The organism is Kaistia dalseonensis (genome assembly GCF_030814715.1).
Classification (GTDB): domain Bacteria; phylum Pseudomonadota; class Alphaproteobacteria; order Rhizobiales; family Kaistiaceae; genus Kaistia; species Kaistia dalseonensis.
Window position 1 is genome coordinate 444490 of sequence record NZ_JAUSVO010000006.1, and the last position, 24598, is coordinate 469087.

The window sequence follows — 24598 nt, forward strand, 5'->3', positions numbered from 1 at the left end:
CATGACCGCGTTGCCGCCGCCTACACTCGAATGCCGGCGCCTCGTCCAGATCATGGGCGCCGAGGCTGCGCTTGCGCTGATCGAATGGCAGGGCGGCACGCGCTATTATGTCCCGAAGGTCATATCGGCGGATCACAAGCTCGCGCAGACGGTCGGCCTCGGCCCTGCGACTGCGCTTGTCGAAGCATATGGCAGCAGTGCATATAAGGTTCCGGTTGCGCGTGAATGGCGCATCCTCGTCTATCGCCAGCGCGGTCTGTCCTATTCGGAGATCGCCCGCCGTCTGGTCTGCTCTCAGTCGACGATTTGGCGTGTGTTGAACGCCAACGAAAAGACGGCGAAGCAGCTCGATCTGTTCGCGACACTCTAGACCGTTGATGCCGCTGCCTTGGGGCAGCGCTGTGTCCGCCGTCTAAGCGCATCGTCTCCCGGCCCATTTCGTGCCCGGAGCGGTCCCTTGTCAGCCTCGAATTTCCCTGCCTGCCTGAAGATCACCCTCGGCCAAGAGGGTGGTTATTCGATCAATCGCGCCGACCCCGGAAACTGGACCGGCGGCAAGGTCGGCAAGGGTCAGCTCAAGGGGACGTTGAACGGCATTGCCGCTTCATCGCATCCCGATCTCGACATCAAGAACCTGTCGGAAGCCCAGGTCGCCTCGATCTACGAGGTCGAATATTGGCGGCCGATCCGTGGCAATGATCTGCCGGCCGGTGTCGATCTCTCCACCTTTGATTTCGCCGTTAATTCGGGCATCTCACGCGGCGCCAAGGCGCTGCAGAAGGCGGCCGGCGTGACTGCCGATGGCCGGATCGGGCCGGCGACGATCGCTGCCGTCGTCGCCAAGAGCCCCGTCGCCATGGTCACAGCCATCAACGATACCCGCCTCGGCTTCCTGCAGGGGCTGACGAACTGGAAGACATTCGGCAAGGGCTGGGGAGCGCGCGTCGGCACCGTGCGCGCGAAGTCGCTGCTCATGGCGGGCGCCACCGCCGCCGTGCTGCACCAAGCCGCAGCGGCCGACGAGAAGAAGGCCGATAACGACGCGAAGTCGGCGGGCGCCAGCGTCACGGCCGGCGCGTCGACGGGCGGCGGCGCCGTGATCGCCAATCATGCGGGCGGCATCGACTGGATCGCCCTCGGCGCGCTCGGTATCGCCGCGATCATCATCATCGGCTGTGGCTTCATCCTGTATCGCCGCGCCGCCGCGCGCCGCGAAATGGCCGACGCAACCCGCCTGATCGCGGTGGCGTCATGAGCCTGCTCGCGCTCGTCGGCCTCGCCCTGCTCGTCGCCGGGCTGGTCATCTTTGTGGCGTCGAATGCGCTGATGCAGCGCGCCGGCACCAGCAACCTTCGCGAGCTGATCGCGTTCGTCGGCCTGCTCCTCGGCGCGGCGGGCGTGCTCTCTGGCGCCGCCCAGCTCATCCTTTCGTTCTTCCTCTGGTATTTCGGGGTCTAGCCCATGGACTGGAAACAGATCGCCGGCCCGCTCGCGCAGGTCGGCGCAACCACGCTCGGCAGTATCATTGGCGGACCGCTCGGCACCGCCGTGGGCGGCATGGTCGGCAAGGCCATCGCCGACGTGCTCGGCGTCGAACCGACGCCGGAGGCCGTCGCCAAGCAGATCGCCACGGATCCACAGGAGGCGTCGATCCGCCTGGACGATCTGCAGCGCGAGCGCGCGGACGAATGGGCCGCGCTCGAAACCGAGGGCCTGAAGCTGATGGGCCAGTTGGCGGCGAAAGAGACCTCGGAAGGCTGGATTTCGTGGGGCTGGCGGCCGGCTCTCTCATGGCTGATCGCCGCGATCATCCTGCAGTCGTTCATCGTCGGGCCGTGGGTGCTGGCGCTGTTCGGCCTGTCGGTCGCCGTGCCTTACGACAACGTGGTCGGCATCTCGGCGATCTGGCTGACCATCTATGGCGGCGGCCACACGGCCAAGGCCATCTTCGGCAAGAAGCTCGAAGCATGAAGATCTCGCTCGAAGCCCTGCTGTCGCAGGCCGCCGCCGACGAGATCGGCGGCGAGGCCAAATTTGAGCTCGTTGCCAGTCGGCATCCCCGCACCCGCAATCTGGAATTTCAGGTGCGTCAGGACGGCCGCGACGGCCCTGTCGGCAACTACCTGCTGACCGGCTCCATCGTCACGCCGCTCGATCGCGAGGCCGGCACCGATGGATGACGCCGATCGCGCCGGACCGCTCGTCGAGGCCTATCGCGCCGATGGGCTGAAGAAGCTCGCCCGGTCCACTCTACCCGGCACCGCGGAATGCGTGAGCTGCGGCGAGATGATCGACATCGCCCGACGCGCGGCGCATCCCGGCGCCCGCCGCTGCCTGTCGTGCCAGATGCGCCATGAAAAGAGCGGCACATGACGCCCGGCGATTTTCAGCTCTGGATCTCGATCGGCACCGGCCTGATGTCGCTCGGCACGGCCGTCTATGTCGTGCTCACGGCCACGTCGCGCGACAACAGCAACGCCATCAAGAAAATCGACGAGCGCCTGCTGGCTGTCGAGGCGCGTGCCGCCCGTGTCGAGGCCGAGATGCGCCATCTGCCCGATCGCGACATCACGCACCTGCTCGAAAAGGCCATCGTCGAGCTCAAAGGCCAGATTTCCGTCATGGACGAACGCCTGAAGCCCGTCGCCGAGATGGCGCACAGGGTCCATGAGCGCATGTTTGAGGAGCAGCGAAAGTGAGTAGTGCGCGCGAGGCCTGGCTGCGCGAAGAGGCGCGGCTGATCATCCTGAAGGCCCTGGCCGGCGAAACCGACGAAACGCTCTCGTCCAGCATGCTGGAACGCGAACTGCGCGAGCGGTTCGGCATCAAGCGCGAGCGGTCGTGGGTGCATGGCGAACTTGATTGGCTTGCCGAGCATGGCGCCGTTGCGCTGACGGAGGCCGGCACCGTCAAGATCGCCGTGCTGACGGCCAAGGGGCAGCGCCATCTCGACCGTGAGATCGCCATTGAGGGCGTGCGCCGTCCGTCCCGGCCGGAGGCCTGATCGTGGCCAAGGGGCGCGGACGACTGTCCTGGTGGGACGCGCTGCCGGATTGGGCCGAGCCCGTCCGCGTCTGGGCTTATGCCGAGCTTCAGGACATCAAACTGACGCAACTCGAGATCCTCGACGAGGTCAACAATCGGCTGCGCGCCGCCGCCTGGGCGGAGGGCATCACCACGGGCATTCCGGTCGCCACGCGGTCGAGCCTCAATCGGCAGTCGATGCGCCTCGCGGTCGTCGGCCGCCAGATGCGCGAGGCTGGTGCCATGTTCGCCGGGCTCGCCACGCAATTCGATGGCAAGGAGGTCGACGAGTCGACACGTGTCCTCGGCCAATACCTGAAGACGCTCGTTCTCGAAATCTCGGTCAATGGCGGCGTGCAGACCCCGAAAGACGCACAGCAGCTCGCCGCTGCCTATCACCGCATCGTCTCGGCCATGAAGATCTCGACGGATCATCGCCTCAAGCTGGAGCGCGAGTTCGAAGAGAAGACAGACGAGGCGATCGACCGCGTCGCGACCGAGGCCGGCCTCACGGCCGATCGCGCCGCGCAGATCCGCCGCGAGGTACTGGGCGTTCGCCAGCCTGCCGACAAGGCCGCCTGACCATGGCCGCGCTCGTCGCAAGCACTCTGGGCCTGCCGGGGCTCGACGTCGATGCTCTGTTCGCACCGCGCGAATTGCCCGCCGATCACGATCCGCTCGGCGACGGTATCCTCATGGACCATCAGGTGTCGTGGATCGCGGATACTTCGCCGCTCAAACTAGCCGCCAAGGGCCGGCGAACCGGCATCACCTATGCAGAGGCGCTCGACGACACCATTACCGCCGCCATGTCGCGATCGGCAGGCGGCGACAACGTCTATTACATCGGCGACACGAAGGAAAAAGGCCTCGAATTCATCCGCTATGTCGCGCATTTCGCCCGTGTCGTCCAAAAGGAGCTGTCGGCCACAGTCGAGGAGTTCCTGTTCGAGGATCGCCGCGAAGACGGGACGAGCAAGCATATCGCGGCCTATCGCGTGCGCTTTGCCTCGGGTTACCAGATCGTCGCGCTGTCCTCGCGCCCGGCCAATATTCGCGGCCTGCAGGGCATCGTCGTCATAGACGAGGCGGCGTTCCACCAGGACGTCGCCGCCGTGCTCGACGCCGTCAACGCCCTGCTGATCTGGGGTGGCAAGATCCGGATCATCTCGTCGCACAATGGCGAGGACAATCCGTTCAACCAGCTCATCAAGGATACGCGGGCCGGGCTCTACGACTATTCGATCCACGAAATTCCCTTCAGCCTCGCGGTCAAGAACGGCCTCTATCAGCGCGTCTGCCTCATGCGTGGCTGGACGCCCTCGAAAGAGGACTTCGAGAAGTGGCTCAACAAGATCCTGCGGTCCTACGGCCCGCGCCACGAGGCCCGCGATGAAGAGCTTGAGGCGATCCCGCGCAAGTCGTCGGGCCTCTATCTGCCGCGCGCCCTGGTGCAGCGGGCGCAGTCGGCCGGCATCCCGATCATTCGTTGGTCGGTCTCCGAAACGTTCTATCTCGATGACGAGCGCCTTGCGGTTGCCGAGCGATGGCTTGAGGAGAACCTCGCGCCGGTGCTCGCCGGCTTGTCTCGCGACAAGCGGTCTGTGCTCGGGCAGGATTTCGGCCGCACGGGCGATCTGTCGGTCATCACCGTCGCCCAAGAGGAGAGCCGCGCCGAATGGCGGACGGCCTTCATGGTCGAGCTGCGCCGCGTGCCGTTCGACGTGCAGCAGCTCATCCTCTTCCACATCATCGAGCGCCTACCGCTGTTTCAGGCTGGCGCGCTCGATGCGCGCGGCAACGGCCAAAGTCATGCCGAGGCGGCACAGCAGAAATTCGGCCCGCAGCGCATCACATGCGTGATGGCAACGGCCGGCTGGTATGCGCAGCATTTCCCGGTCTACCGGGCCGCGCTGGAGGACCGCACGTTCGTTCTGCCCGATGGCGAGGACGTCATCGCCGATCACCGCCTCGTCATCCTGCGCGCCGGCTTCCCCACCATGTCGGACCAGCACGTGAAGGGTCAGGACGGCGAGCTGCGCCACGGTGACAGCGTGATTTCGCTGCTGCTCGCCCATGTCTGCACCGAGGCGGAGCCCGGCGAGTACGGCTATCGGGCGGCCGGGCGGCCCGATGCCGGCGCGGGCCGAGAAACGCGGGATTTCATGCGGCCGTCCGTCGATGACGACAGCCGCAACCTGATGTTGCCACGCATGCGCGGAGGGCTTTGATGGCTCGATATTCGACGATCCTCGGCCCTGACGGCAAGCCGATCGACAAAAGCGAGTTCTATGGCGAGCAGCGCGCGACGCCGACGCTGACCGGCGTGCGCTCGCCGATCTCGGGTCATCCGGCCGATGGCCTGACGCCCGCGCGGCTCGCCGCTATCCACCGTGCCGCAGCAAGCGGCGATGCGCTCGCCTATCTGGAGTTGGCCGAGGATATCGAGGAACGCGACCTGCACTATGCGGCCGTGCTCGGCACGCGCAAGCGTCAGGTATCGCAGTTGCCGGTGACGGTCGAAGCGGCCAGCGACGCGCCCGAGCATATCGCCCACGCCGATCTTGTCCGCGACTGGCTGAAGGAGGGCGTGCTCGACGCCGCGTTGTTCGATCTCTTCGACGCGATCGGCAAGGGCTTTTCTGTCCTCGAAATCGAATGGTCGAGCGACCCGAAGAAGATCGTGCCGGCCGCGCTCCAGTGGCGAGACCCACGTTGGTTCGAATTCGATGACCTGACGCTCGATCAGCCGATGTTGCGGGAGGCGTCGACAAAGACCGAGCTTGGCAGTCACCGCTTCATCCTCCATCGCCACAAGAGCAAGTCGGGTCTGACCATCCGCTCAGGTCTCGCGCGGGTCGCGTCCTGGGCGTGGATGTACAAGGCGTTCACGCTGCGGGACTGGGCGATCTTCGTTCAGAACTACGGCACGCCCGTGCGGATCGGCCGCTATGACGGCGGTGCCACAGAAGCCGAGAAGGACATCCTCTGGCAGGCGGTCGCAAACATAGCGGGCGACTGCGCGGCGATCATCCCAAAGTCGATGGACCTTCAGTTTATAGAGCTGAAGAACGCGGCGACGTCCGCCGAGGTCTATGAAAAGCGCGCCGATTGGATGGATCGGCAGATTTCCAAGCTGGTGCTCGGCCAGACCGCGACGACGGATGCGATCGCCGGCGGGCATGCGGTCGGCAAAGAACATCGCCTTGTGCAAGAAGACCTTGAGCGGGCCGATGCGAAAGCCGCCTCCGCGACGTTGGCTCCCCAGCTCGTGCACCGCATCGTCGCGTTCAATTTCGGACCGCAGGATGTCTATCCCAAGCTGCTGATCGGGCGCCCCGACGAGTTGCCGATCGGCGACATCGTCAATGCCCTCGACAAGCTCGGGCCGCAGGGACTGACGATCGAGGCCAGCCAGATCCGCGATCGGCTCGGCTTTACCGAGGCCGCCGAGGGCGCCGAACTGATCGGCGGCCGGCCCGCCGCCGTCACGCCGCCGCAGCCCGCGCCGCAGCTGCAGAGCCTGCAGCGCCGTCTCTCGCTGCATGGCGCACGCCCGCCGACCGACCTTGTCGAGCGGCTTTCGGAGCGCCTGGCGCTCGACGCCCACGGCGCGCTTGCCGGGCTCGTCGACGAGGTGCGGCAGGTGTTCGAGACCGCGCCCGACCTCCACGCGGCCGCCGAGGCGCTCGCCAAGCTCGACCTGTCGCCGGATCAGTTCGCGCTCGCCATGCAGCGCGGCATGGCGCTCGCCCATCTCGTCGGGCAGTCGGCCGTACTGGACGAGATCGAGGGCCGCTGATTGGCCACCACCGCCAGCGCGATCGACCTGCCGCCCGAGGAGGCGATTGCCTTCCTGCGCGAGAAGGTCAACGCGACGAGCGAGGACTTCACGACGGTCTGGCAGAAGGCGAACGTGAAGGCCTTCACCGTCGCGGGCGCCGCGACTGACGCCCTGGTCGACGACTTCCGGCAGTCGGTCGCCAAGGCGCTCGAAACCGGCTCGTCGCTCTCGACCTTCATGGACGAATTTGATGGGATCGTCGCTCGGCATGGCTGGGTGCACAACGGCAATCCGGCATGGCGCGCGCGGACGATCTACGAGACCAATCTTTCCGTCGCCTATTCGGCCGGCCGCTATGCCCAGCAGATCGAGCCGGAGACGCTGGCGGCCTTTCCGTACTGGCAATATGTCCATTCTGGTTCGGCCCATCCTCGTCATGACCATCTGAGCTGGGACGGCCTGGTGCTGCGCGCCGACGACGCATGGTGGTCGACGCATTATCCGCCGAATGGCTGGGGTTGTGGCTGCTGGGTGCGGCCGGTCTCGGCGCGCGATCTCGCACGACAAGGCAAGAGCGGGCCGGATACCGCGCCGAAGCGCGAATATCGGACTTGGATAAACCGCAAGACCGGCAAAGAGCATCAGGTGCCGAAGGGCATCGATCCCGGCTGGGACTATAATCCGGGCGCGGAATGGGTGGGCGCTGCCACGGTGCCCGATTATGCGACGACGCAACCGCGCACGCCGATCGCCATGCCTCAGCCAGTACGAAAGGCGCCTCAATCTCGACCAGAGGCGGCGCCGGAAGCCGATCGTGGGCCGGTACAGATCGAGCCGGCCGGCATGCCGTCCGGCACTCCAATCCCGCCACAGCCGGCGACGCCCGAGGCCGTCCAGCGCCTGGCCGAGGATGCTTTAGGCGGACGGCTGCAGGATCTCTATGCGGAAACAGTAATCGCGCGGCTCGATGCCAAGCTCGCTCGTCTGATCGAAACGGATGCGCGCGAGGTCAGACTGACACCGTGGCGCATTCGCAAGGTGGCGGGGCTGGCAGAGGAACATGGCGGATTGCCGAGCAACGCACATCCAGAGGTAACGCCCGAACTCTGGTCTCGTTTGGGAGATTTGATAGGGCGCGGCCGTGTTTGGCATGCCCCGGTCGACGAGGGGCGCCATCGCTTTCGCCAAGTACTCATCCAAGGTGATGTGGACGGCCGGCCAATGATGGCCGTGGTGCGCGTGGCCACGGGCGCGGATGGTCAGCAGAAGCTGATCGTCCCGACGTATCACGAAGCCGGCACGCGTCATCTCGCGCGGGCGACGCGTGGCATGACGATGGTTCGCGATGGCAGATAGGAAAATCGGCGCCTGGAGGGTCGCCACCCCCTCGCGGAGTTTGCCCGGTAGTGCGTATGGCTCAGGCGCCAAACCGAAATATAGACCGACTTCGACGAGGCTTCAATGACCGGCGTCTCACTCTCGACCACGATCGACGACAGGGAAGCCCGCCGCGCTTTCGGCGCGCTGCAGCGCCTCATGGCCGACACGACGCCGATCATGGCGGCGATCGGCACGGGGCTCGTGCGCAACGTCCATGATCGTTTCATGGACGCGGACGATCCGGACGGCAACGCCTGGGCGCCGCTCAATCCGGGCTATGCCGCGATCAAACGCGGCCCCGGCATCCTGCGCGCGAGCGGCATGCGTGGCGGCCTCATGGGCTCGATCACGCAGAAGGCGAACCGCGATAGCGTCGAGGTCGGCTCCAACAAGATCTACGCGGCCGTGCACCAGCTCGGCGCCACGATCGAGGCAAAAAACGCCACGCATCTCCGTTTTGAAATGGCCGGTGGATTGGTTGCCGTGAAGTCGGTTACGATCCCGGCGCGGCCCTATCTCGGCATCGGGCCGGCCGACGAGCGCACGATCAACGAGACGCTCGTTGACGCGCTCGATCGGGCGGTTCAGAAGGGTGCGGGCGGACCCAAGCGCCCGATGGCGCCATAAGAGGCCGTAAACGGCCCTAAGAGGCCGATCATGACCCGGCCTTGATGGTCGGCCGCCCTCACCATAGACCAGCCGCCCAGCGCCGCCCCCGTGCGGGGGCATGATCTGACATCGCGCCAACTGCGATGGTCGGGCCATGAACCAGTCCGTCCATCTCTTCTCCGCTTTCGCAGGCGGCGCGACCGCGCCCGAATGGGTGCATCTCGTGCCGGCCGGCACCTTTACCGGCATTGACGGGCGCGGCCCTTACACGGTCGCCGATCCGGCCGCTGTGATCGCGGAGAGCATGCGGGCGCAAAAGCTCGCGATCGACGAAAATCACGCCATCGACCTGTCGGCGCCGGAAGGCCGGCCCTCGCCCGCGCGCGGCTGGATCGTCGCCATGGAGGCGCGCGGCGACGGCATTTGGGGGCGGGTCGAATGGACCGGCGCCGGCAGCGCGCTGATGGCAGATCAGGCCTATCGCGGCATCTCGCCCGCCCTGGTCGTCGAGAAGGCGACCAACCGCGTCGTCGCGATTGCCCGCGCCTCGCTGGTCAACGAACCGAACCTCCCTCTCACCAGCCTGCATCATCGGAGCCAGAACATGGATTTGCTTGCCCAGCTGCGCGCGGCCCTCGGCCTCGCCAGCGACGCGCCCGAGGCCACGGTTGTCGCGGCCGTCACGGCCGGTCAGACCGCGATCTCGACGCATGCGGCCCAGCTCGGCGACATCGCCGCCGCTGCCGGCCTCGCCAAGGACATCAAGCCGGCCGAGCTGGTCGTGCAGTTGCAGTCGCGCGCGAAGGATACGACCGACGTCGCGACGCTGCGCACGACGGTCGTCGCGCTGCAGACCCAGCTCGATACGGTGCTGCAGAGCGCGGCGCGCACCAACGCCGAGCGCGTGATCGACGAGGCCATCAAGGCCGGCAAGGTCGGCCTCAAGCCGCTCCGCGATCACTACATCGCGCGCCACATGGCCGACCCGGCCGGCGTCGCCAAGGAGATCGACGCGATGGTGTCGATCCATTCGGGCGGTCTCACCATGTCGCCGCGGTCCGGCGCGACCGGCGCCGAGGGGCTCTCGGCCGATGATCTGCGGACCTGCGAGCTCATGGGCATCGATCCCGTCGCTTACGCCAAGACCGCCGCCACCATGAAGGAGTTGCTCTGATGGTCGCGACCAGTGATCAGATGACGCCGCGACGGGCGGGTGATGCCTATGGCTATCCGGTCAAGGCCGCGACGCGCATTTTCGCGCGCACGCTGGTGGCTGTCACCGCGACCGGGCTCGCAGTCCCGGCCGGCACGGTCGGTGCCGTCGCCGTAGTGGGCGTCGCCGGGCACCATGCGGACAATCGTCTCGGTCCCGATGCTGACGGCAAGATCCGCGTCGACCGCGAGGTCTTCACCTTCGCCTTCGCCGGAACGGCGCCGACCTTCGCCAATATCGGCTCGCCGGTCTACGCGGTCGACGACAACACCGTGTCGCTCGACAGCTCCTCGGGTACGCGCCTCAAGGCCGGAACGCTCGACGGGATCGAGGACGGCACCCCCTGGGTTCGCGTCTAGGCGCCCGGTCACAAGAGGACAAAATGGACATTAATCCGCAGAACTTGCGCTCGATCTACGTGTCGCTCTCGACCGCCTATAATGTGCGGTTCGCGTCGACGACGGCGCTTTACAAGAGCGTCGCGATGGAGGTTCCTTCGGGCGGTGCCAAGAACGAATACCCGAAGCTGGACGAACTGCCGGGTCTTCGCGAATGGATCGGCGATCGTCAGGTCAATGACCTGTCGGCGGCCACCTATGAGATCGTGAACAAGCCTTTCGAAGGCACGGTCGGCATCAATCGCGACAAGATCGAAGACGATCAGATCGGCCTGTTTACGCCGATCGCCGCCCAGCTCGGCCAAACGGCCGCCGAATTCCCGGACCTGCTGACCTTCGGCCTGCTCAAAAAGGGTGACAGCACCGTTTGTTTCGACGGCCAGTATTTCTTCGACACCGATCACCCCGGCTTCAATGAGGCCGGCAATGTGATCAGCGTCTCGAACATGCAGGCCGGCGCCGGCCCGGCTTGGTATCTCGTCGATGACACCAACGTCATGCGGGCGATGGTCTATCAGAAGCGCAGGCCGTTCGTGCTCACGGCGCTCGACGATCTGAAGAACCCCGAGACGTTCTTCAAGAACCGCTTCGTGTGGGGCGTCGACGGTCGCTGCAATGTCGGCTTCGGCATGTGGCAACTCGCCTATATGTCGAAGGCGACGCTCGATGCCGGCAACTATGCCGCCGCCCGTGCCGCCATGAGTTCGCTCCGCAAGCGCGATGGCAGCGTGATCTCTGTCCGCCCCCGCCTTCTGGTCGTACCCCCCGCGCTCGAAGCGCAGGCGCTCGCACTCGTTAAGGCGGCCAACAATGCGGGCGGCGGCACAAATGTTTGGGTGGGCACCGCTGAGGTGCTCGTCGTCCCGCACCTCGCCTAAGGAGCTCTCATGCCAATCCGCATCATCTGCCGTTTTCCCGGCTTTCGGCGGGCCGGGGTCGCCCACAGCGCCGATCGAACGTGGCCGGACGGCCGGTTCACGTCGGACGAAATCAAGCTGCTCAAGGCTGAGCCGCTCCTGACTGTGATCGAGATCGACAAAGAGAATACCGAGGCGCCGCCGACGGCAAAGGCCGGTGCGCATCAGGCAGAGCCGGAGCCCCCCATTATCGAGGGCGCCCTGACGACGGCGGAGGCCAGCGTTTCGGCGTCCACGCCGTCGGCGGCGGACGCGGCTTCGGCTGTCGCGCCCGCCGCCGCAAAATCCAGCCCGAAGCCCAAGGCCAGCAAACAGGCTGCCGAGGCTGAATAGCCACGACAGTTCGGCGGGCAATGACGCCCGCCGCGCCTCTCTCGCGTGACGTTGAACCATGCCTTATGCCTCCCTTTCCGACATGGTCCTGAAGTTCGGCGCGATCGAAATGCGCCGGCTTTCGGTTGCCGATGGCGATCTGCCGGACGCGATCGAGGCGCCTCGGATCGAAGGCGCCCTGGCGGACGCGTCGCTCACGATCGACACCTATCTGCGCCGCCGCTACCCGCTGCCACTGGCCTCGAACCCCGATGAGCTGAACCGGGCTTGCTGCGTGCTCGCGCGCTATGATCTGGCGCTCGGCGGCGACCGTGAGCCCTCCGAACAGATGCGGCTGGCGCGCAAGGAAATTCTGGCCTGGCTGTCTGACTTGGCCGAGGGCCGCGCGGAGCTTTCTGGCGTGGCTCCGGTCGGATCGGGTGCGGCCGGCAGCAATGGCGCGCGCACCTCGGACCGCGTCGCCGCCTTCGCGACCCGCCCGGATGGCGGCCTATGACCGGCGAAATCGACATCGTCAGCCAGTTGGCGCGGAGCGTCGAGACGCTGTTGCGCGAGCGGTTTCCGGAAAATCGCTGGACGATCGAACACGTCCCGACGCCGATGACGATTGAAGAATTCAAGCGCCTGCTCGGCGTGACGCCATGGATCGGCATCGGCTGGCAGGCGATCGAGCCCGGCGCCACGGCCGGACGCAGGACGCCCGTCACGATCAAGATGCAGGCGACCATCTGCCTCAAGAATGAGGGGCGCTCGGGCCGGTTACTCGGCGACAGCGCGGCGGCTGGTCTCTATCCCGCGATGGAACTGGCACGTCTGACCCTGCAGGGGCGGACGATCGCCGATTTCGGCACGATCAGCGTAACGCGGGCGGGACAGGCCTATGCGGATGGCTACGGCAGTCTCGCCGTAGCAATCGGTGTGATCGACTTCGAAGTGCCGGCCGTGCTCGCGACGCCGCTCGGCGCAGGCGACGTTTCGCCGGGCTTCGCGGTCCTCGCGACCGATTGGGATTTCGCGCCGGGCGAGGGAAGCCCGGCCGACGATCCGACTGACATCATCGAACCGGGAGAACCCGCTTGACCAAGCAATATCTGAAGCCTGCGCCGGGGCTCACCCTGCCGCTGCCCGATGGCCGGACGTGGCCGGCCGAAGGCGAATGGGTCGATGTCGACCAGTATGTGCGCCGCCGCATTGCCGATGGCGATCTCGTCGCCGGTACTCCGCCGAGCGTGTCTGATCAGGCTCCGGCCGAGGATCCCGCCACGACGACCAAGAAGGGCAAGTAAATGGTCGCTTTCAACGAAATTCCCTATGACTGGCTGAAGCCGGGCGTCCTGGTCGAGGTCCGCCCGAATTACGACCGCATGGGCGCCGTGCCTTATCCCGCCCGCGCGCTGCTCATCGTCCAGTCGCTCGCCGGTGGCGCAGGCGTCGCCAAGACGCTCTACCGCATCACGCGACCCGATCAGGGTCGCGCGCTCTTCGGCGCTGGATCGGTCGGCGCCGACATGGTCGAGGCTTTCAAGAAGGCCAACAAGACGAGCGATGTCTATGCCATCGCGCTCGCCGACGCGGCGGCGGCGGTCGCGGCAACCGGCACGTTCACCTTCGCCGGCACGGCCACCAGCTCCGGCGTCGCGGCGCTCTATATCGGCAGCGTCCGCATTGCGATCCCGATCATCGTCGGCACGACGGCCGCCCAGGCCGCGACGGCTGCTGTCGCGGCGATCAATGCCATCGCCACCCTGCCGGTGACCGCCGCAGCCGCTGCCGGCGTGGTGACGTTGACCGCCAAGCACAAGGGCGAGGTCGGCAATGGCATCGGTCTCGCCTTCGCGCGCCGCGACGGCGACAGCGTCATTGCCGGCCTCGCCGTGACCGTGGCGGCCATGGCGGCGGGAGCGACCAACCCTAACCTGCAGGACGTGCTCGACGTCATCGCCGCCGAATGGTTCACCGATATCGCCCTGCCTTGGGACGACGCCACGACGCTCGGCTTGCTCGCGGCCGAGCTGGCGACCCGATATCAGGCGATGGGCAAGCGCGACGCGCAGGCCTATCTCGGCCACCGTGGCACCTTTGGCGGCCTGACGACCAAGGGCGCGCTCACGAACTCGCCGTTCATTTCGGCGATCGGCGCCAAGAACTCGCCGGCGGCGCCGTGGGTGTGGGCGGCGACGCTCGCCGGCGTCGCGACGTTCCAGCTCGCGAACGATCCCGCGCGCCAGCTCCGCACGCTCCCGCTGCCGGACATCGAGGCACCACCGACCGCCGATCGCTTCACCGATACCGAGCAAAATCTTCTGCTCGGCGGCGGCATCTCGACCTTCACGTCGCTCGCCGATGGCACCGTCACGATCGACCGCATCGTCACGACGTACAAGACGAGCCCTCTCGGCGTGCCGGATCGGGCCTGGCTCGACATCATGGTACCGAAGACGGCGAGCCGCGTGCGGTACGATTGGTCCTCTTACGTCGCCCTCATGTATCCGCGCCACAAGCTCGCCGACGACGACAGCCCGGCCGCAGCCGAACGCGACGCGGTCGTCACGCCCGGCCGCATGCATGGCAGCTGGGCGACGCGCTGCAAGCTCTATGAGCGATGGGGCTGGATCGAGGGCGCATCCGACACGGTCGCACAGTCGACCTTCGCCCGCGACGACAGCGACCGCAACCGGCTCAACGCCAGTCAGCAGATCATCATCATCGGCAATCTGATGGTGCTGGCGGCTGCGCTGGAATTCCAGGTCTAGCCGGCGCCTTCGGGCGCCCCTGTCACCGCGCCGCTGGCGCTGATCCATGAGGAGTGAGCCGTGGTCCAGACACTCGGCATCGTCGATATTCTCTGGCGGGGTCGCAACGTCCCCGTCGAAAAGGGCGCCAAGCTCAAGCTCGGCGGCATCAAGAACAACGCAGTCACCTATGGCCGCAAGGTCGGCCGGGCTCAGGAATTCGTCGGTTCGGAAATCACCGCGACGACGCATCTGGAGCGCGGCGTCTCGTACAAGACAATCTTCACGGCCGAGGAAGGCGAGCTGCAGGTCACTTGCGACACCGGCCATATCTACACCTTCCCCGACGCCTTCATGACCGATCCCCCCGAAATGACGGGCGGCGAAGGCGGCAAGCTGGAGCTGAAGTGGATGGCCGGAGACTATGAAGAGGTGATGCGTTGAACACGTCCCCCGCCAACATCGTTGTCGATCTCGACGACGAGCAGCCCGTCGTCCATATCCCGGCCGGTGCCGCGATCGTCGACGAGGATGCTGACCTCACGAGTGGCATTCCGGCGCGCGCGAGGCGCAATGAGGGAGGCTCGATCACGCTGCCGCTGCGCTACCCGGTTGAGCTGACGATCAAGTCCAGCCAAGGCGGTACGCGGGCGGAGCGCTATGCCGAGCTGACTTTCAACCGGCTCACCGGCGCCGACATCCGCGCGGTTCAGTCGGCCTCAAAGGACAGCCAGCCCGTCGTCATGCTCGCTCGGTCGAGCCGTCTCCGCCCGGCCATCATGAATGCGTTGTTCGACCTGATGGATGGCGGCGACATCGCCGATGCGTCGGCGATCGTTGACAGTTTTTTCGGGAATGGCCGGACGACTGGCCGGTCTTCCTCGGCGGGATAGCGGTCAATACCGGCTTTTCGGCGGACGCGATCGAAGGCTTTGACCTCGATCGGGTCCGCTTCTGGTGGAACGCGATCGCCGAATTCCACCAACGATCCCGACAGAGCGAGGAATAGTGATGGCCGGCCGCCAGATGAACGTCTCGGTGCTTGTGAGCCTGATCGACCGGCTGACCGCGCCGCTCAACCGGATGATGGGCAAGATCGGCGGGCTGGGCCGGTCCATCGGCTTGCTCGGCGCTACCGTCGCGGCGATTTCGTTCGCCGCGCCGATCGCCAAGGCGGGCGAATGGGACAGCAGCCTGCGCAATATCGGGATCACGGCCGGGCTATCCGGCAGCGCGCTCGAGGAGATGATCAAGCGCACGAGCGGCAATTACGAAAAGCTCGCACTCGAGGTCGGTCAGTTCTCGCGCGACATTGCGGGGGGCGCCGCGATCCTCGTCGCGGCGGGCATGGACCCGGCGCAGATCGAAGCGTTGCTGCCGATCATCGGCCGGGTCTCGACGGCCGCCAATGCCAGCTTCAACGATATTTCCCAGACGGCCTTTGCGCTCTCGGATGGTCTGAAGGTTCCCGCCGACCAGATGGAAAAGGCGCTCGCCGCCCTGGTCGTTGCCGGCAAGGAGGGCCGTTTCGAGCTGGCCGATATGGCGAAGTATTTCCCGGCGCTCACCAGCCAGTTGGCGAACTTAGGCGTTACGGGCATGGACGCCGTGACGACGCTCGCCGCTGGCCTTCAGGTCGCGATGAAGGGCGCGGCCGATCCGGCTGAAGCCGCCAACAATATGAAGAACTTCCTGGCGAAGCTTTCGAGCCCGGACGTGCAAAAGAACTTCGCCAAGATGGGCGTGGATCTGTCGGGTGTGATGCAGGATGCCGTCGCGAAGGGCATCAATCCGATCGAGGCGGTCATCCAGAAGGTCACGGCGCTGACCGGCGTTTCCGCAAGCACGATCTCCAAGGCTTACGCGACGGCCAAGGCCTCGGGCCTCTCGGATGCGGCCGCGCTGGAAAAGGTCAGGCAGCAGGTGGAGCGGATTGGCGGCGCCGAAAAGCTCGGCAATCTTTTCGGCGATCAGCAGGTGCTATCATTCCTGCTGCCGATGTTGGCGAATATTCAGGAATATGAGCGGATCGCGGATAAGGCCGCGAACGCTTCGCCGACCGACGTCAAGACCGACTTCGACAGCCAAATGGCCAGCCTGCAGAAGAAGCTCGATCGCTTCACCGAGGTGGGCGAGCGCGTGATGCGGCGTGTCGGCTTCGCCTTCGCATCCAATCTCGATGTCATCAGTAGCGGCCTCGATCAGCTGCTCGCGGGCGTCGCGTGGATCGACGCGAATTTCCCCGGCGCGATCGATATGATCCTGTCGGTGGCAGGCGCCTTCGCCATGCTCGTCGTCGGCCTTGGCCTCCTCGGCCCGGCGTTCTCCATCGTCTCGGCGGGTTTCGGCGTGCTCGCCGCGATCGTCGGCGTGGTCCTCTCGCCGCTCAGCGTCATCATCGCGCTGCTGGCCGGCGCAGGCCTCATGATCATGGCCGACTGGAAGAACTTCGCGCCGTTTTTCTCGCGCATGTGGAACGGCATCAAGGCGACGTTCAGAGGCGCGATAGACGGCATTAAGGCGCTCTTTCGCGGCGATTTTGCCGGCTTCAAGCGCGGCATGATGGCGAGCTGGGAGGGCATGAAACAGGCGGCTTCGGCCGGCTGGGCCATTATCGCGCGCCTGTTCGGGCAGGTCGTCGACAGGATCAAGGCGGTCGACTGGCTCGGCACCGGTAAATGGATCATGGGCGCGATCGTCGACGGCATCCGGTCTCTGTGGTCGAGCGCCACGGCCTGGGCGAACGATCTCGCCGCCGATATCCGGGCAATCGACTGGACCAAGGTCGGCCACGACATCAGCGACTGGATCGTCAACGGCCTCAAGGCGATCGGCGCCAAGATCGCCGAGGTCGCGGCCACCATCGCGGCGGCGCTGACGAGTTTCGACTGGCTCGGCACCGGCGCGGCGATCCTCGATACGCTCAAGCGGGCGCTGATGGCGGTCGGCAATCTCGGCATGGCCGTGGGCGGGGCGATCAGGGATGTGCTGGTCGGCTTCCGCTGGGGCGAGGTCGGCACGGCCATTCTCGTTCTGCTCATCGACGCTATGGCGGCCGTCGGCGGTCGCGTCGTCGCGGTCTATGACGCGATCGCCGAGGCGCTCCGGAACGTCGATTGGGCCGGCGTCGGCGTCACGATCATGACGGCGATATGGGACGGTATGAAATCGATGGGCGGCAAGATAGCCGATTGGGTCAAGGGGCTGTTCGATTTCAGCGGATGGTTGCCGAACATCGGCGGGGCGGTGCCGTCCGTGCCGACACCGGCTCCAGCGGCTGCAGCGCCGCGCGCCGATGGCGTGCCGACCAGCGGCGACAATGCACCGATCGGCGGGACGGACGGGTTCCGCCCGCAGGCATCCAACTCAAACGTCAACATCAGCGGCCAGATTGCAGTCACCGCCGAGCCCGGCGCGCAGGCGCGGATCACCCGGCAACCGGCCGACCGCCGCGTCGGCCTGACGGCATCGGATCGCGGCCCCGTGCTCGGGCGGCCCTGATGGCTTGGGATAGCGCCGATCTGCTTCCGGGCCTCCGGCCGGCCATGTATCGCGGCGTGTCGTTCCACATGCCCGACACCTCGATCGAGGTCGGCCGCCGCACGCTGGTGACGCTGTTTCCGGGGCTGGACGCGCCGGCCTTCGAAGATCTCGGACGTCATGACGGGCCGATCTCGGTGGCCGGGGTCCTGCTCGGCGATGACTATGTCGCCCAGGCATTCGCGTTGCAGGCGGCGTTTCAGGCGGCCGGGCCGGGCACGCTCCTGCATCCTTGGCTCGGCGAAATGTCGGTCGTCATCGCCGACCCGGCCCAGATCCGCTTTAGCTCCCGCGCGCTCCGCCTGGTGCAATTCGAGGTCTCGTTCCTGCGCGCTGATCTCAGCGGCGGCGCGATCATCTCGACGCTCGCCGGGCTGCTCTCGTCCGTCACCGCGCTGGTCGCTCTGCCGGCGCTCCTGGTGAGCGCGGTCGTCGGCGCCGTCACCATGGCGGTCGGGACGTGGTCCGCGCTCGTCAATACCGCGACGGCCGTCGCCGATCTGGTCACCGCCGCAGTCTCGGCCTCGCCCGCCAATGCCAGCCTGACGGTCGCCACCGAGACGGCGGCCGCCGCTGTCGCATCCGCCGCCGCTGGGTCTCCTGGCGCGGCCTCGGCCGAGCTGCTCGCGACCGCGATCGGCGATCTGATCGCCCCGATCGCCAGCGTCGCCATTGGCGAGCCGGCCGCAGCTGTCGGGTCTGCGTCGATCGCCAGCACGACGGCCGCGCGCTTCGATGCGCGGGGCGGCGCGACGCTGCTGCTCGACCTGTCGGCCGACATCCATGCGCTGCCGATCGCGGGCGCCTATGACGCGACGATCCGGCTGGCGGCCGAGCTCGCCGCGCTCGCCCAGGCCGTGCGGGCGGCGGCCGAGATCGACTACGAGAGCCGGCAGGACGCAACCGACTGGCTTGATCGGCTATCAAACGCGATCGATCGGGCGAACGCTGGGGCGGTCGATCTGGCGCCGCTGGCACCGGCCTCGGCCGCGCTCGCCATGGACGCGCTCTCGTCGATGGCCTCCGCGCTCAGCCGCGACATGCACGAGGTCATTGGCCGCCTGCCATCGGTCTATCGGCTCGCGCCGCCGAGCGTGGTCTCGGCCTGGCTGATCGCCCAGCACGTCGCGGGCGACGATCCGGGCGCCGTCACGGCGATGATGAACGACATTGTCCGCCGCAACCGGCTGCGACATCCCGGTCTCGTCTCGCCCGATGGCGTCGAGGTGCTGTCATGACGTCGAGGCCCTTCATCACGACGCGCCGCATCGGGCTGGCCTTTGCCGGTCAGGTTTTCAATGAGTGGACACGGGTCGAGATCCCGCGCTCGATCGACGATATCAGCGGATCGTTCACGCTGGAGCTTCGCGACGCGCCACGCCCCTATGCGTCATGGCCGTTCGCGACGCTCGCCCAGCTCGCGCGTCAGCCGCAGCTCTGGGACGCGGTCACGATCACACTCGACGGCCGGCCGATCATGGTCGGCTATGTCGACCGGATCGAGCCCGATGCGGCCGAAGGACGATCGAGCGTGACCGTCACCGGCCGCGACAAGACGGCGGACCTGGTCGATTGCGCGGCGACGGTCGACGGCCCGGCCGAATATCGCAACGTGACCGTGCTTGATGCCGCCAAGATGATCTGCGCGCCGTTCGGGATCAGCGTCAAAGCAGATGTCGACGTCGGCGAGCCGATAGACCGGGTCGCGATCGACCCCGGCGAGACCGCCATGTCCGCGATCGAAAAGCTGGTGCGGCAGCGCGCTCTGATCGTCACGTCGGACGGCGTCGGCGGGTTGCTCCTGACGCGTTCCGGCCGCAGCCGGGCGCCGGCCGCGCTCGTGTTCCCTGGCAACGTTTATGAAAGTCGCGGGTCGTTTTCGGCCGAGGGCCGCTATTCCGACTATGTCGTGAAAGGCCAGATGGAGAAGGCGGCTGGCGGGCGCGAAAGCAAGAGCCAGCTCGACGCCACCGCCTTCCCGCTCGCCACGAATGCGCAGCCCGAGCGCGTGACCAAGCAGGCTGCGCGCGAAGAGGCGGGCGTCACGATCAATGGCAGGGCGAAGGATGAAGAGGTCACGCGCTATCGGCCGATCGTCTCGATGGGGCGGACCCAACTCGACGCCAAGAGCGCGCAGAAGCAGGCCGAATGGATGATGCGCACGACGCGCGGCCGATCGGAGACGATCGAGCACAGCGTCAAGGGCTTCGGCTCGGGCGACGCGATCTGGCGGCCGAATACGCTGGCCTTCGTCGACGACGCCTATCAGGGCGTGAACCGGGACATGCTGATCGCAGGCGTGACGCTCGCTTTCGACGAGCAAGGCGAAGCCACGCATCTGGGACTGACCGGGCCGGAAGCCTATGACACCGAGCCCGAAGGCGACCGGCGCAAAGATCATCGGCGGCGGACGGCCGCCAGCACCAAGAAGACCAGCGCGCCCAAGGCGCTCGACAGCACGGCGCATCGCCTCAATGAGTAGAGACCGCGAAATCGCCCATGCCATCCGCGCGCTGATCTCGCGCGCAGTGGTCCGCTCAACCGACGACCAGGGCGAAAGCCAGACGGCAAAGCTGACCATGGCGGCCGGCGTCGATCGAACCGACGTCGAGGTCATGCAGCCTTTCGGCTTCGCGTCCCGAGCTCCGGCAGGCGGCGCCGCCGTCGTGCTGGCGATCGGCGGCGATACGGGCGATCTCGTCTTGCTGCCGATCTCGATGCCCGGCCAACGCCTCGGCAAGCTCGGCGATGGCGAGGCCGCGATGTATGCGCTGGACGGCACGCGCGTCCACGTCAAGGCTGACGGCTCGATCGAGGCATTTGCCACGACGAAGATCATCAGCAAGGTCGGAGAGGCGACCGTCGAGGTGACGGCCGACAGCATCAAGGCGACGATCGGCGACGCGGAAATCGAGATGACGGCCGAGATGATCCGCGCTTTGGTCGGCGGCTCGCGCACCGTGACCAAGTCGGGCTATGCCAAGCTCAAATCCGGCGATAATCATGTCGTGGTGACGCCCGACGCCATCGTCTCGTCGGTGCCGATCGTGATCGGACCCGATCCTGACCCGAGCACATAGCGGGTGGCGCCCCCATCGCGGGGCATGATGATTTCCGCGCGCGCGCGTCACAGTCGGCATCATGACCGACTGGCTCGACATCGCCCTGGTCTTCGATCCGGAGACCCGCCGCACTGACCTCGTCTTTGGCGAGGACGGCGATCTTGTGCTTGACGAGACCCCCGCGACGCCCATGCTCATTGCGTTTGGCTCGGATCGCCGCGCGCGTCCGGATGACGAGTTGCCGACCGGTGTTTCGGAGATCAACGCGCCGTCCAGCTTCGTCGAGCGGCGCGGCTGGGCCGGCGACGCGCTCGATGCCAATGGTGAGCTGATCGGCTCGCGGCTCTGGCTGCTCGATCGCGCCAAGCAAACCGAAATCACCCGCCTTTTGGCCGAAGAGTGGATGAAGCAGGCCTTCGGCTGGGTCCGTGATGAAACGGGCTCTGACGCGGCCATCGACGTCGTATGGGTGCGCAAGGAAGTGCTGCGCATCACGGTCGGTGTCGACGGGCGATCGTTCACCCTCAACAAGCGGGTGGCCGCCTGATGCCGTTTCCGATTTCGTCGCCGCAGGCGCTGACCCGCCGTCTCGAAAGTCTCATGGAGGCCGAACTGCGCCGCGCGCGGCCGGACGCGGCGCCGGCTGCTATCGCCCGCGCGGTCCGCTCGCCGCGCGGCGTCATCTCGGCCCTGATCCGCGTGACGGCGCTCGCCGTCTATGAGGTGCACCTGCATCTGCGCTGGTGGGGCGATCAATATTTTCCCGACACGGCCGAGGCCGAGTTTCTGGCGCGCCATGCGTCGATCTGGGGTGTCGTGCGACGGCCGGCGACGCGGGCCATCGGCTATGCTTGGGTTCAAGGCGCTGTCGGGACCATCATTCCGGCCGGCGCCCTGCTGATCGGGCTCGGCGCGACTTTCACCGTCACCGAGGCCGTGACGATCGAGGAAAGCGACGAAGAGGGCTGGGCGCGACTGAGTGTCGAGGCTGTCGATACCGGCATCGCCGGGAACACGGCGGCGGATACGCCGCTCACCCTCTCCGCGCCGATCGTCGGCCTGGTTGAGCCCGTCGCCTATGTCGATGAAAGCGGCCTCACGGGCGGCGCGGTCGTCGAGACCGATGCGTCGCTGCTGGCGCGACTGCTCGAAATCATCCGCGAGCCGGCCCATGGCGGCGCCTTCTTCGACTATCCGGTCTGGATCAAGAACAAGTTCGCGGCGACGCAGGTGGCGGCGCTGGGGAACTGGGTCGGGCCGGGTTCGGTCGGCGTCGTCGTGGCGATGGGGACAGCGCTGCTGCCGCGTGTCCCGACCGAGGCCGAGATCACGGCTATGGCCACCTATCTCGACGAGGTGCGTCCGGTCACGGCCGAGGTGATCGTGCTGCCCGTTATCCTGGTCGAGCAGCCACTGACGATCCTGCTCGATCCCTTCGAAGTCTCCGTTAAGACGGCTGTGCAGGCGGCCGTCTCGACCATCTTCGCGGCCGAGGCAAAGATCGGCACACGCCTCCCGAAATCTCGCCTCTCCGAGGCCATCTCGGCCGCGACCGGCGAGTATCGACACGAGCTCACGATCCCGGCCGGCGACATCCTGCCGGGGGCACGCGAACTGCCGATCCCCGGCGCGATCACATGGGTGGCGCCCGAATGAGCCGATCCGCCGATACCGTCCACCGCGAGATGCTGTCGCTGCTGCCGCCCGGCTGGGTCTGGCCGCGCGACGAGGGCAGCCTGTTCGCCGCGCTCCTGAAACCGGCCGCGACGCTGCTGGCTGAGGTCGAGGCGACGGCCGAGGCGATGCTGGACGAGGTTGATCCGCGTACCGCCGTGCTCTGTCTTCCCGACTTCGAGCGCGTGCTCGGGCCGGATCCCTGTGGCCGCGATCCCTCAACGCTGCGCATTGCGGCACGGCAGGAGCTGGCGCATCAGCGCTGGACCGCGCGCGGCGGGCAGTCGATCGCTTACTTCGTCGGCATGGCCGCAAAGCGCGGCGTCACCATCACGATCGAAGAGGCTCACACCAGTCAGGCCGACGAGATGGAGGCCGGCGACGAGATCGTGAACTCGCCCGAGGAATTCGTGTGGCGCGTCCTGCTGACGCTGACATCACCGGTCGAATTCGAGGCCGACAGCGAAGCGGGCGAGCTGCTCTACGACTTCGAGCTATCGGACATCGAATGCGACATTCGCCGTGCCGCGCCGGCCCATACAGACGTCGTATTCGCCTATCTGGAGACATGAAATGGACCGCGTAAACGGCAGAAATTGGATCGATATTGGCGGTGGCCGCCGAGGCTTTCGCGGCAAGAATGCTGTCGCGGGGCTGGCCGGCACGCAGGTGACGGCCGTCTTTCTGACCGCGCTGCAGGAGGAGGTGCTCAAAGTCGTCGAGGACGCGGGGCTCGATCCCGATGAGGATGACCTGACGCAGCTCTGGCAGGCGATCAACATCCTGATCGGCATCGGCGTCGCGGGCGGCAGCACGTCTTTCGCGACGCTGGCAGAGGTGATCGCCGGCATCGTGACCGGAAAGGCCGTCGACCCGGCCAAGCTGGCGGCGGCGGTTCAATCCGGCGCCTGGCGTTTCGCGGTGGCTGGAGGCACGGCCAACGCGCTGACAGCGACGCTGGCGCCGGTGCCCACGAGCCTCGGCAACGGCATGATGATCGTACTCGTCATTGCCGCGACCAACACCGGCGCCGCGACCTTGAACGCCAATGGGCTCGGCGCACGCCCGATCGTCGGCCCAGATGGCGCCGCGCTTCGCGCAGGCGATTTGCTGGCCGATGAAACGGCCATTCTGGTCTATCGCACGTCAATCAACAGCTGGGTGCTGCTGACCCCGCCCAAGCTGTCGTCGCAAATCACGGGATTTAAGGCGTGGTCGCTTGGCGCTGTGACGATCCCCTCGGCGACATACACTTTGATCAAGATGACGACGCCCGTCTTTGACACCAATGCCGGATACAGCACTGGCACGGGCATTTATACGGTCAAGCGGGCGGGCGTCTATCTGATCTCCGGCAATTTCTGGATGCCGGATACGGCGAACATCTCCAACATCTACATTGCCAAAAACGGGGCCTATATCGCTGAAAGCTCGGCCAACTCTCGAGGCCGTGTGCTTTCCGTCAGCACGCTGGAGTCCTGTGCGGTCAACGATCAGCTCACCTTCCTTGCCACGCAATATAGCGGTGCGTCCCTCGTCACTGACGCAGGCGGGTACGCATACACTTTCTCCGCCGCACTAATGGGTAACGTTTGATGCCATCGCTCAGCCTGCACGCAGACGACGTGACAATCCTCGCCCGACGCCTCCCGGGCATCATTCCGCTTTGCCTCTTCGACGGCGACAAACTCACCTATCCTGAAGAAGCCGCGGCCGATATCGACACGCTGCTGGCCGACGCCAATTGGCGGCTCCCGAGCAAGGACGAGCTGCGCGCCTATGCGGCTGACAAGCGCTGGCGGGTTGAAAACGGCGGCATAGTGGTCGATGGCGCCGCGATCCGCACGGACGATAAATCACAAAGCCGCGTCTCTGGAGCGGCGCTGCTCGCTTTTTCCGATCCTGACCTCGTCACGATCGATTGGGAGGCAC

General features: G+C 66.4%; 32 protein-coding genes. All 32 read left to right on the forward strand.

All coding sequences use genetic code 11. The features are described 5' to 3' along the window. The first annotated feature begins 1 nt into the window (after window position 1). A complete protein-coding gene (locus QO014_RS21585; RefSeq protein ID WP_266350816.1) occupies window positions 2–370 on the forward strand; it encodes a helix-turn-helix domain-containing protein in 369 nt (122 codons plus the stop codon). Between the two features lie 87 nt (window positions 371–457). Beyond that, entirely contained in the window at window positions 458–1255 is a 798-nt protein-coding gene (locus QO014_RS21590; protein ID WP_266350817.1) for a glycoside hydrolase family 108 protein, read from the forward strand. Further along, window positions 1252–1458 (forward strand): hypothetical protein, encoded by a 207-nt coding sequence (locus QO014_RS21595; RefSeq protein ID WP_266350818.1) that lies wholly within the window; start codon window positions 1252–1254, stop codon window positions 1456–1458. Before QO014_RS21590 ends, QO014_RS21595 begins: the two co-directional genes overlap by 4 nt. A 3-nt stretch (window positions 1459–1461) precedes the next feature. Then, window positions 1462–1971, forward strand: a complete 510-nt coding sequence (locus tag QO014_RS21600; RefSeq protein WP_266350819.1) for a hypothetical protein — start codon at window positions 1462–1464, stop codon at window positions 1969–1971. After that, window positions 1968–2180, forward strand: coding sequence for a hypothetical protein (locus QO014_RS21605; RefSeq protein WP_266350820.1), 213 nt, complete (start codon window positions 1968–1970; stop codon window positions 2178–2180). The genes QO014_RS21600 and QO014_RS21605 overlap by 4 nt, the downstream gene beginning before the upstream one ends. Continuing rightward, entirely contained in the window at window positions 2173–2373 is a 201-nt protein-coding gene (locus tag QO014_RS21610; protein WP_266350821.1) for a TraR/DksA C4-type zinc finger protein, read from the forward strand. The genes QO014_RS21605 and QO014_RS21610 overlap by 8 nt, the downstream gene beginning before the upstream one ends. Then, entirely contained in the window at window positions 2370–2699 is a 330-nt protein-coding gene (locus QO014_RS21615) for a DUF2730 family protein (protein ID WP_266350822.1), read from the forward strand. Before QO014_RS21610 ends, QO014_RS21615 begins: the two co-directional genes overlap by 4 nt. Next, entirely contained in the window at window positions 2696–3004 is a 309-nt protein-coding gene (locus QO014_RS21620; protein WP_266350823.1) for a VpaChn25_0724 family phage protein, read from the forward strand. Before QO014_RS21615 ends, QO014_RS21620 begins: the two co-directional genes overlap by 4 nt. A 2-nt stretch (window positions 3005–3006) precedes the next feature. Next, the gene (locus QO014_RS21625; RefSeq protein ID WP_266350824.1) at window positions 3007–3606 is read left to right on the forward strand and encodes a phage protein Gp27 family protein; all 600 of its coding nucleotides are present in this window, start codon (window positions 3007–3009) and stop codon (window positions 3604–3606) included. 2 nt (window positions 3607–3608) lie between these two features. Continuing rightward, entirely contained in the window at window positions 3609–5255 is a 1647-nt protein-coding gene (locus QO014_RS21630) for a hypothetical protein (RefSeq protein WP_266350825.1), read from the forward strand. Continuing rightward, on the forward strand, window positions 5255–6826 hold the full coding sequence (locus QO014_RS21635) for a DUF935 domain-containing protein (protein ID WP_266350826.1): 1572 nt from the start codon (window positions 5255–5257) through the stop codon (window positions 6824–6826). Before QO014_RS21630 ends, QO014_RS21635 begins: the two co-directional genes overlap by 1 nt. Continuing rightward, window positions 6827–8164 (forward strand): phage head morphogenesis protein, encoded by a 1338-nt coding sequence (locus QO014_RS21640; protein WP_266350827.1) that lies wholly within the window; start codon window positions 6827–6829, stop codon window positions 8162–8164. It abuts the gene before it with no gap. 105 nt (window positions 8165–8269) lie between these two features. Beyond that, a complete protein-coding gene (locus QO014_RS21645; protein ID WP_266350828.1) occupies window positions 8270–8815 on the forward strand; it encodes a phage virion morphogenesis protein in 546 nt (181 codons plus the stop codon). Between the two features lie 136 nt (window positions 8816–8951). After that, window positions 8952–9971, forward strand: a complete 1020-nt coding sequence (locus tag QO014_RS21650) for a phage protease (RefSeq protein WP_266350829.1) — start codon at window positions 8952–8954, stop codon at window positions 9969–9971. Beyond that, window positions 9971–10369 carry a hypothetical protein gene (locus QO014_RS21655; protein ID WP_266350830.1) on the forward strand — a complete coding sequence of 133 codons (399 nt, stop codon included), beginning with the start codon at window positions 9971–9973 and terminating at the stop codon, window positions 10367–10369. The genes QO014_RS21650 and QO014_RS21655 overlap by 1 nt, the downstream gene beginning before the upstream one ends. 23 nt (window positions 10370–10392) lie before the next feature. Then, on the forward strand, window positions 10393–11286 hold the full coding sequence (locus QO014_RS21660; protein WP_266350831.1) for a Mu-like prophage major head subunit gpT family protein: 894 nt from the start codon (window positions 10393–10395) through the stop codon (window positions 11284–11286). A gap of 9 nt (window positions 11287–11295) precedes the next feature. Further along, window positions 11296–11658: an HI1506-related protein gene (locus tag QO014_RS21665; protein ID WP_266350832.1), complete on the forward strand. Its 363-nt coding sequence runs from the start codon at window positions 11296–11298 to the stop codon at window positions 11656–11658. 58 nt (window positions 11659–11716) lie between these two features. Continuing rightward, complete coding sequence (locus tag QO014_RS21670) at window positions 11717–12154, forward strand: gp436 family protein (protein WP_266350833.1); 438 nt, start codon at window positions 11717–11719, stop codon at window positions 12152–12154. Beyond that, on the forward strand, window positions 12151–12738 hold the full coding sequence (locus tag QO014_RS21675) for a hypothetical protein (RefSeq protein WP_266350834.1): 588 nt from the start codon (window positions 12151–12153) through the stop codon (window positions 12736–12738). Before QO014_RS21670 ends, QO014_RS21675 begins: the two co-directional genes overlap by 4 nt. Further along, on the forward strand, window positions 12735–12944 hold the full coding sequence (locus QO014_RS21680) for a DUF2635 domain-containing protein (protein WP_266350835.1): 210 nt from the start codon (window positions 12735–12737) through the stop codon (window positions 12942–12944). Before QO014_RS21675 ends, QO014_RS21680 begins: the two co-directional genes overlap by 4 nt. Further along, window positions 12945–14411 carry a phage tail sheath subtilisin-like domain-containing protein gene (locus QO014_RS21685; protein ID WP_266350836.1) on the forward strand — a complete coding sequence of 489 codons (1467 nt, stop codon included), beginning with the start codon at window positions 12945–12947 and terminating at the stop codon, window positions 14409–14411. 60 nt (window positions 14412–14471) lie between these two features. Next, the gene (locus tag QO014_RS21690) at window positions 14472–14834 is read left to right on the forward strand and encodes a phage tail tube protein (protein ID WP_266350837.1); all 363 of its coding nucleotides are present in this window, start codon (window positions 14472–14474) and stop codon (window positions 14832–14834) included. Further along, entirely contained in the window at window positions 14831–15283 is a 453-nt protein-coding gene (locus QO014_RS21695; protein WP_266350838.1) for a hypothetical protein, read from the forward strand. The genes QO014_RS21690 and QO014_RS21695 overlap by 4 nt, the downstream gene beginning before the upstream one ends. A 118-nt stretch (window positions 15284–15401) precedes the next feature. Then, entirely contained in the window at window positions 15402–17891 is a 2490-nt protein-coding gene (locus QO014_RS21700) for a phage tail tape measure protein (protein WP_266350839.1), read from the forward strand. Then, window positions 17891–19168, forward strand: a complete 1278-nt coding sequence (locus QO014_RS21705; protein WP_266350840.1) for a DNA circularization N-terminal domain-containing protein — start codon at window positions 17891–17893, stop codon at window positions 19166–19168. The genes QO014_RS21700 and QO014_RS21705 overlap by 1 nt, the downstream gene beginning before the upstream one ends. Then, a complete protein-coding gene (locus QO014_RS21710; RefSeq protein ID WP_266350841.1) occupies window positions 19165–20412 on the forward strand; it encodes a phage baseplate assembly protein in 1248 nt (415 codons plus the stop codon). Before QO014_RS21705 ends, QO014_RS21710 begins: the two co-directional genes overlap by 4 nt. Continuing rightward, a complete protein-coding gene (locus QO014_RS21715) occupies window positions 20405–21010 on the forward strand; it encodes a phage baseplate assembly protein domain-containing protein (RefSeq protein ID WP_266350842.1) in 606 nt (201 codons plus the stop codon). Before QO014_RS21710 ends, QO014_RS21715 begins: the two co-directional genes overlap by 8 nt. Window positions 21011–21071: 61 nt before the next feature. Next, window positions 21072–21539: a phage GP46 family protein gene (locus tag QO014_RS21720; RefSeq protein ID WP_266350843.1), complete on the forward strand. Its 468-nt coding sequence runs from the start codon at window positions 21072–21074 to the stop codon at window positions 21537–21539. Then, window positions 21539–22648 carry a baseplate J/gp47 family protein gene (locus QO014_RS21725; protein WP_266350844.1) on the forward strand — a complete coding sequence of 370 codons (1110 nt, stop codon included), beginning with the start codon at window positions 21539–21541 and terminating at the stop codon, window positions 22646–22648. Before QO014_RS21720 ends, QO014_RS21725 begins: the two co-directional genes overlap by 1 nt. Then, entirely contained in the window at window positions 22645–23238 is a 594-nt protein-coding gene (locus tag QO014_RS21730) for a YmfQ family protein (protein WP_266350845.1), read from the forward strand. The genes QO014_RS21725 and QO014_RS21730 overlap by 4 nt, the downstream gene beginning before the upstream one ends. Window position 23239: 1 nt before the next feature. Continuing rightward, window positions 23240–24262: a hypothetical protein gene (locus QO014_RS21735; protein ID WP_266350846.1), complete on the forward strand. Its 1023-nt coding sequence runs from the start codon at window positions 23240–23242 to the stop codon at window positions 24260–24262. Then, on the forward strand, window positions 24262–24598 hold a 337-nt coding region (locus tag QO014_RS21740; protein ID WP_442358279.1), incomplete at its 3' end, for a DUF4376 domain-containing protein. The genes QO014_RS21735 and QO014_RS21740, both read left to right, overlap by 1 nt.